General features: G+C 63.6%; 8 protein-coding genes. 3 read left to right on the plus strand and 5 right to left on the minus strand.

Features of this window, described 5'->3' with window-relative positions; translation table 11 throughout:
* Positions 1–520 (plus strand): queuosine precursor transporter (locus EN943_RS32750; protein ID WP_164778493.1); only part of this gene is annotated, 520 nt, incomplete at its 5' end.
* Positions 521–579: 59 nt separating this feature from the next.
* Complete coding sequence (locus tag EN943_RS32755; RefSeq protein ID WP_127416105.1) at positions 580–1,251, plus strand: hypothetical protein; 672 nt, start codon at positions 580–582, stop codon at positions 1,249–1,251.
* 11 nt (positions 1,252–1,262) lie between these two features.
* Here EN943_RS32755 and EN943_RS32760 read toward each other — a convergent pair whose 3' ends face one another.
* From EN943_RS32760 to EN943_RS32775, 4 genes are all read right to left on the minus strand, one after another.
* Positions 1,263–2,288, minus strand: a complete 1,026-nt coding sequence (locus EN943_RS32760; RefSeq protein WP_127416106.1) for an esterase-like activity of phytase family protein — start codon at positions 2,286–2,288, stop codon at positions 1,263–1,265.
* Complete coding sequence (gene cobT / locus EN943_RS32765) at positions 2,285–4,186, minus strand: cobaltochelatase subunit CobT (protein ID WP_127416107.1); 1,902 nt, start codon at positions 4,184–4,186, stop codon at positions 2,285–2,287. The genes EN943_RS32760 and cobT overlap by 4 nt, the downstream gene beginning before the upstream one ends.
* An 11-nt stretch (positions 4,187–4,197) precedes the next feature.
* A complete protein-coding gene (gene cobS, locus EN943_RS32770) occupies positions 4,198–5,184 on the minus strand; it encodes a cobaltochelatase subunit CobS (RefSeq protein WP_013529367.1) in 987 nt (328 codons plus the stop codon).
* 123 nt (positions 5,185–5,307) lie between these two features.
* Positions 5,308–5,937, minus strand: a complete 630-nt coding sequence (locus EN943_RS32775; RefSeq protein ID WP_032901057.1) for a J domain-containing protein — start codon at positions 5,935–5,937, stop codon at positions 5,308–5,310.
* 179 nt (positions 5,938–6,116) lie between these two features.
* Between EN943_RS32775 and EN943_RS32780 the strand changes: the two genes are divergently transcribed.
* A complete protein-coding gene (locus EN943_RS32780) occupies positions 6,117–6,419 on the plus strand; it encodes a BolA family transcriptional regulator (RefSeq protein WP_127261015.1) in 303 nt (100 codons plus the stop codon).
* Positions 6,420–6,449: 30 nt separating this feature from the next.
* On the opposite strand, the gene EN943_RS32785 is transcribed toward EN943_RS32780, so the two are convergent.
* The coding region (locus tag EN943_RS32785) for an acetolactate synthase large subunit (protein ID WP_127416108.1) at positions 6,450–7,362 on the minus strand (913 nt) is incomplete at its 5' end.

The raw sequence follows: 7,362 nt of genomic DNA on the forward strand, positions 1-7,362 counted from the left end.
GGTCACTCCCCTCCCCAACCGCCGCTACGGACCCACTGTGGCGCGCCGGATCGTCTTTGTCGGCTTCATGACGGCGGTGATCTGCTCGATCCTTGTCCCGCCCTTCCTGTTCCGTCACGGCCTGATCGAATTCGAGACCGCCGCCGACCGGCTGGTGCGTATCGCGGCCGCGTCCGGAGCGGCGTTCCTCAGCGCGCAACTGCTCGATGTCACCGTCTTCAACCGGCTGCGCCGGCAGAGTTGGTGGCGCGCGCCTATCATCGGCACGCTGGTCGGGTCGGTGTTCGACACCGCAGTGTTCTTCACCGTCGCTTTCTCGGCTGCCTTTGCCTTTGTGGGTCCGAACGACAGCTTCGCGGCGGAAACCGCATCTTTGATGGGCGTCTTCCATGTCGAGGCGATGCGCTGGATTTCCTGGGCGCTTGGCGATCTCTCGGTGAAACTGATCATTGCCGTGGTCGCGCTCATCCCCTACCGGCTGCTCGCCGCCCGCTGGAGCCAGCCGGCAGTTGCGGCTTAGACCATGATCCCGAAAAGTGGGACCCGGTTTTCGGAAAAGATCATGGTCGGACAAAGATCATGATTCCCTGGGTCCAGCTCGATTCGGCAAAGACCCCGGATGGCGCGCAGGAACTTCGCCTCAAGCGACGCGGCACCGAATTCTCGATCATGCTGGGCACCAACGAGCTGATGAACAGCCGCCTCAGCGGTTCCGAGGAAGCGCTGGCAAAACTGTCCTGCGGGCGGATTGCCGGCCATAGCCAGCCAGCAATCCTGATCGGTGGGCTTGGCATGGGTTTTACCTTGCGCGCCGCACTTGCAGAATTGGCCAATGATGCCGGAATCGTCGTCGCCGAACTGGTGCCGGCCGTCGTCGCCTGGGCGCGCGGTCCGATGGCCGAAATCTTTGGCGGCTGTCTCGACGATCCTCGCGTCACAATCCAGGAAGCCGATGTCGGGCAGCTGATCCGGTTGCGGCCGGCGGCCTGGGACGCCATCCTGCTCGATGTCGACAACGGCCCGGAAGGCATCGTCCACAAATCCAACGACGCACTCTACAGCGTACAAGGCCTCGCAGCCGCACGCAGCGCCCTCAAGCCGGGCGGCGTGCTGGCGGTGTGGTCGCAAGGCCCCGACAGCGGCTTCACGCGGCGGCTGAAGCAGGCAGGCTTCGCGGTCGAAGAGGTCAACACGCGCGCCAACGGCAAGCGCGGCGCGCGCCATGTCATCTGGATCGCCACCAGGACGTAAAGCCGGCGGGGTCAATCCTGGTGGAGAATGAATTCCAGATAGAGGTTGCGCTGCAGGATCGAGTGGTTGTCGTCGGAGATCAGCGACACCATCAGCGCGCCGTCATCGCGGGTCCAGATGTCGAGCCCTTCCATATTGTCGATCTGGTAGCCCATGTCGGCCTCCAGCAGCACCGGCCCGTCGGCGACCGCGCCCTTCTCGACGCTTTCGCCGTAGATGCGCCGCAGCCGCATCTTGACGCCGCTGGCCATCGAGAAACTGCGCTCCAGAAGCAACAGATCGCCATCGGGCAGGAAGGCGCCGTCGGTGATGTCGAAATCGCCATTGCGCTTGACGGTGAAGACGCCCTTGTGCGGCCCTTCGATGATGGCGGCATAGATGTTGCCGGCCTTGTCCAGGCTCTTCTCGGAGACCACTATCAGGCCACCCTCATGCTGGCCGTTGGCGTTGGCGTGGGTGACAGTCTCGAAGCCGCGATTCTGTCGCAGTTCACGGGCCGGCACCAGGAAATCCAGCTGCTTGAACGGCGCCTTCATATCGTTGGGGTCGATTTTGAACTGGGCGACGCGGTGGCTGCGCTCGAAGCCGACGGTGGCGATGCCGTCCTTGACCGCGAGACCTTCCGCATCGACCTCCCATTTCCTGTCGATCGGTAGGCCGGTCTGGTCGACCATCTGCTGCATGTGGAAATTCTGGATGCCGGAGGGCCGCTTTTCAGCGTCGCGGACCACCGTGCCGAAGAACCAGAAGCCGGTGTCGGCAACGCCGATGAAGTCACCGCCAGCCTTCAGGAAGCGGAAGGCCGACAGCGCGCCGAAATCGCGCGTCTGCGAGGTCATCTCTAGCCCGCCGACGAATTCGAGCGAGCCGAACTGCTTGCCGGCATGTCCAATATGGAATTCGGTGATCGGGCGGGCCGAGACCTCGCCCGGTTCAACCGAGGTGGAAACAGCCGAACTGGCTGCCGCCGAAGCCACGCCGGAAAACAAGGCGATCGCGGCGAAAAGCGTCTGTTGAACGCCGCGCGAAAAAATCATCCGGCGCGCCGCATACCACCGCCGCGTCGCGTATCCTTCGCGCTTTCCTCGGCGAACAGCGAAGCCAGCTGCTCGGTCATGGCGCCGGCCAGTTCCTCGGCATCGACGATGGTGACGGCGCGGCGGTAGTAGCGCGTGACGTCATGGCCGATGCCGATGGCCAGCAGTTCCACCGGCGAACGCGTCTCGATCAGCTCGATGACGGCGCGCAGATGGCGCTCGAGATAATTGCCCGGATTGACCGACAGCGTCGAATCGTCGACCGGCGCGCCATCCGAGATCATCATCAGGATCTTGCGCTGCTCGGGCCGGGCGATCAGCCGGTTGTGCGCCCACAGCAGCGCCTCGCCGTCGATATTTTCCTTGAGCAGGCCTTCGCGCATCATCAGGCCGAGATTGCGCCGCGCCCGCCGCCATGGATGGTCGGCGGACTTGTAGATGATGTGGCGCAGATCGTTGAGCCGGCCTGGGTTCGGCGGCTTGCCGTCCTTCAGCCACTTCTCGCGTGCCTGCCCGCCCTTCCAGGCTCGCGTGGTGAAACCGAGGATCTCAACCGAGACACCGCAGCGTTCCAGCGTGCGCGCCAATATGTCGGCGCAGGTTGCCGCGACCGTGATTGGCCGGCCGCGCATCGAGCCGGAATTGTCGAGCACCAGCGTCACCACCGTGTCGCGGAACTTGGTGTCGCGCTCCTGCTTGAACGACAGCGGCTGCATCGGGTCGATGACGACGCGTACCAGCCGGGCCGGATCGAGGTAGCCTTCTTCCAGGTCGAAATCCCAGGAGCGGTTCTGCTGCGCCATCAGCCGGCGCTGCAGCCGGTTGGCCAGCCGCCCGACGACGCCGGACAGATTGGCAAGCTGCTTGTCGAGGAAGGCGCGCAGCCGGTCGAGCTCTTCTTCTTCGCAAAGCTCCTCGGCGCCGACCGTCTCGTCGAAAGCGGCGGTGAAGACCTTGTAGTCGATCTCCTTCGGCAGATTGGTGAAGGGATTGTCGTTGCGGCGCGCTTCGCCGGGTGTTTCGGCATCGGCGTCGTCATCGTCGGACAGGTCGTCGGCGGTGGCGTCGGAGGCTTCGGTCTCGGCCGACTGCTCGTCATCGGCCGAAGCTTCGGCGTCCTCGGACTGCGACTGCTCGGAGCCGGAATCCTCTTCGCCGCCCTCCTCGCTCTGCTCCTCGCCTTGCGGCTGGTTGTCGTCATTGTCCTCGGAGTCTTCCGTCTCCTGGTCGTCGCCGAGTTCCTCCGCCATCTCCATGGAGGCGAGCATCTCGCGCACGACCCGGGCGAACGCCTGCTGGTCGCCGAGCTTGGCCGACAATCCGTCGAGGTCGGCCTTGGCCTTCTCCTCGACCCAGGGGCGCCAGAGTTCGACCAGCCGCTCGCCGCTTTTCGGGACCGGGCGGCCGGTCAGCTTCTCGCGCACCATCAGGGCAAGAGCCTCCTCGATCGGCGCGTCGGCCTTGTCCTTGATGTCGACGAGGTTGGCCTTGGCGTATTTGTCCTCCAGCATCGAGCCGATATTGTCGGCGACGCCCTGCATGGCGCGAGACCCGATCGCCTCGACGCGGGCCTGTTCGACCGCGTCATAGATGGCGCGGGCGGCCTTGCCTTCCGGCGCCAGCTTGGTGTGGATGCGCACATCGTGGCAGGCGCGCTTCAGCGCCATGGAATCGCCGAGGCCGCGGGTGATCGCAATGTCGCTCTTCGATGCCTTCTTCGGCAATTCGGGCAAACGCGCACGGCTGCCGGCGAGCGCCGGCCGGTCCTTGGCGAAACCGACTTCCAGTTCCTTGTCGCCGGCAATGGCGCGCATGCAGACGGTGACGGCACGCTTGAAGCTGTCGGCTTCAGAGCCCGTCTTCGACTTGTTGCGCGTGTTGTCGCCCGGACCCGCCATCGAGACTGTGCTTACCCCAGCACCACGTTGGCGGCGCTCTCGGGCAGATCCTCGCCGAAGGCGCGCTGATAGAACTCGGCCACCACCGAGCGCTCCAGTTCGTCGCATTTGTTGAGGAAGGTCAGCCGGAACGCCATGCCTATATTGCCGAATATCTCGGCATTCTCGGCCCAGGTGATCACCGTACGCGGGCTCATCACGGTCGACAGATCGCCGTTGATGAAGGCCGAGCGCGTCATGTCGGCGACGCGCACCATCTTGTTGACGATGTCCTTGCCCTTGCCGTCGCGATAGTGCTTGGCCTTGGCCAGCACGATGGCGACTTCGTTGTCGTGCGGCAGATAGTTCAGCGTGGTGACGATCGACCAGCGGTCCATCTGCGCCTGGTTGATCTGCTGGGTGCCGTGATAGAGGCCGGTGGTGTCGCCGAGGCCGACCGTGTTGGCGGTCGAGAACAACCGGAAGGCCGGATGCGGGCGGATGACCCGGCTCTGGTCGAGCAGCGTCAGCCGGCCCGACGATTCCAGCACGCGCTGGATGACGAACATCACGTCCGGACGGCCGGCATCGTACTCGTCGAAGCACAGCGCCACATTGTGCTGGTAGGCCCAGGGCAGGATGCCGTCGCGGAATTCGGTGATCTGCAGGCCGTCCTTGACCACGATCGCGTCCTTGCCGACGAGATCGATACGGCTGACATGGCTGTCGAGGTTGACGCGCACGCAAGGCCAGTTGAGGCGGGCGGCGACCTGTTCGATATGGGTCGACTTGCCGGTGCCGTGATAGCCCGACACCATGACGCGGCGGTTGTAGGCAAAGCCCGCAAGGATCGCCATCGTCGTGTTCTTGTCGAACAGATAGTCCGGGTCGATGTCGGGCACATGCTCCGATGTCACCGAATAGGCCGGCACCACCATCTTGGATTCGAAGCCGAATTTCTCCTTCACCGACACCGTCGTGTCGGGCAGGTTGGCGATGTCGCGATCGACCTTGTTCATATCTCTCAACGTCTCCACGGGCGAAACGTCTGATTTCGCCGGCAATCGATTTTGTCCGGGGGCGGTCTTAGAGCCTTTTCCAACCTTATGAAAGTTGGAAAACGACACGAACCGTATGGTCGCTCAGCACAGGCCCGCCTGTTTGAGCACGCGATAGGCCTGTAGCACATCGCGGAACCGGTCTTCCGAACCTCTGTCGCCACCATTCGCATCCGGATGGTGTTGTTTCACCAGTTCCTTATAGCGCGCCTTGATCTCCTTGCCAGTCGCCTTTGTATCAAGGCCAAGCGTTTCCAGCGCCTTGGCCTCAAGCGGCTTGGCCTTGCGCTCGCGCGCCTCGCGCGGATCCTTCGGTCCCTTGAACAGGTCGAACGGGTCGCGCATGCGGTTATAGTAGCCGGCGCGGCCGGAACGCATCTGCGCCATATCGGGCGATGACCGCGTCGAGGGGCCGGTGGCGCCCATCTTCCAGGTCGGCCGGTGCCCGGTCATGGCTTCCTTCTGGAAGCGCGCGACCTCGGTGTCCGGCACGCCGGAGAAATAGTTGAAGCCCTTGTTGTACTCGCGCACATGGTCGAAGCAGAAGCGGAAATACTCGCCCTCCTTCATGCGCCCCACCGGTGCGCGATGGGTGCCCGCCTCCTTGCAGCCGTCCCACTGGCAGATCGGCGAGTGCGACTTCAGCTCCGCGTCCTTGTCGGGGCGGACGCGAATCTTCTCGAAATATTTGGGGTACGGCTTCATCTTACCCATTTATGGGGCGTTCGCAGATGCGAAACAAGAATTGACATTTTCGCGATCATCGCCCTAACCGCTGAATCGCGGCATAAAGCAGGCGAATGGCGGATTTTGTTGCTCGGCGGCGCTTTTGCGAAGACCGATTTTGGTTTGAAGGCTGAGGCGCCAGCCATATGTGGTGAAGGAAAACGGCGATGTCCATACAGACGACCATGGAAGACAAGCTCAATAAGGCATTTTCGCCGGAGCGGCTGGTCATCATCAATGAAAGCCATCTCCATGCCGGCCACCACCATCACGGCTCCGACCATCACGGCACTTACGACGGCACCGGCGAGACGCATTTTCGCGTCCGCGTCGTCGCTTCCGCCTTTGCCGGCATGAGCCGCATCGACCGTCACCGCGCCGTCAATGAACTGCTTGCCGACGAATTGCAGGCCGGCGTGCACGCGCTGGCGATCGAACCGGCGGCTCCCGGCGAAAAGACGCGCTGGTAGCTCGGTTCCGCTGATCGTTTTTCGCCGCGCTCAGAGCACCGCTTCGATGAGGAACGGCCCGCGCCGTGACAGCGCGCTGTCCAGCAGCGCTTCGAACCGCTCGCACGTCTCGGCGCGGGCTGCCTCCACGCCCATGCCTTTGGCCAGCGAAATCCAGTCGAGCGAGGGATGGGCGATGTCGAGCATGCGCCTGGCGTTCTCGCCGATGGCGCCGACGCCGACATTCTTCATCTCGCCATGCAGGATCGCATAGGTTCGGTTGGAAAACACGATCGTAACCACGTCGAGCTTTTCCCTGGCCTGCGTCCACAATCCCTGCACCGTGTACATGCCGCTGCCGTCGGCTTCGAGATTGATCACCTTGCGGTCCGGACAGGCGATTGCAGCCCCGGTCGCCATCGGGATGCCGCCACCGATCGATCCGCCCGTACCCATCATGTAGTCGTGCGGCGCGGCAAAGGCCGACAGCGCGAAGAAACGCCTGGCGGAGGTGATCGCTTCATCGCAAATGATCGCATCGACCGGCAGTTTGCGCGCCACCGAGAGCGCGATGGCATCTTCCGTCAGCTTGCCATTCGGCGTTGCCTCGTCGGGAAAAGTGGCCGCCAGCACCCGTTGTTGCGATGGCTTGATGCCAAGTTCGTCGCGAAGCGCCTCCAGCGCCGCATACAGATCGTCGCCATGGGCGGCCAGTGTCAGCACCTCGCAGCCTTCCCGAACAAGCCGTCCCGGTTTTCCCGGATAGGCGAAGAAGGCAACCGGCTCCTTCGCGCCGACCAGGATCAGAACGTCGATATCCCTGAGCACGGCCGTCGCCGCATCGACCGGATAGGGGATGCGGGTCGGCGCGACACGCCCGCGCCCGCGTTGCATCCGTGCGATCAAAACCTCGCCGAAGAGCCGGACGTCGCTGCCCGTCGATATCTGCCCGGCGATGCGCTTG

It is taken from the genome of Mesorhizobium sp. M7A.F.Ca.US.006.01.1.1 (genome assembly GCF_003997935.1).
Taxonomy (GTDB): domain Bacteria; phylum Pseudomonadota; class Alphaproteobacteria; order Rhizobiales; family Rhizobiaceae; genus Mesorhizobium.

Coding starts and splice junctions, on each gene's coding strand:
- EN943_RS32755 (WP_127416105.1), top strand. CDS start 580: ATGATTCCCTGGGTCCAGCTCGATTCGGCAAAGACCCCGGATGGCGCG.
- EN943_RS32760 (WP_127416106.1), bottom strand. CDS start 2,288: ATGATTTTTTCGCGCGGCGTTCAACAGACGCTTTTCGCCGCGATCGCC.
- cobT (WP_127416107.1), bottom strand. CDS start 4,186: ATGGCGGGTCCGGGCGACAACACGCGCAACAAGTCGAAGACGGGCTCT.
- cobS (WP_013529367.1), bottom strand. CDS start 5,184: ATGAACAAGGTCGATCGCGACATCGCCAACCTGCCCGACACGACGGTG.
- EN943_RS32775 (WP_032901057.1), bottom strand. CDS start 5,937: ATGGGTAAGATGAAGCCGTACCCCAAATATTTCGAGAAGATTCGCGTC.
- EN943_RS32780 (WP_127261015.1), top strand. CDS start 6,117: ATGTCCATACAGACGACCATGGAAGACAAGCTCAATAAGGCATTTTCG.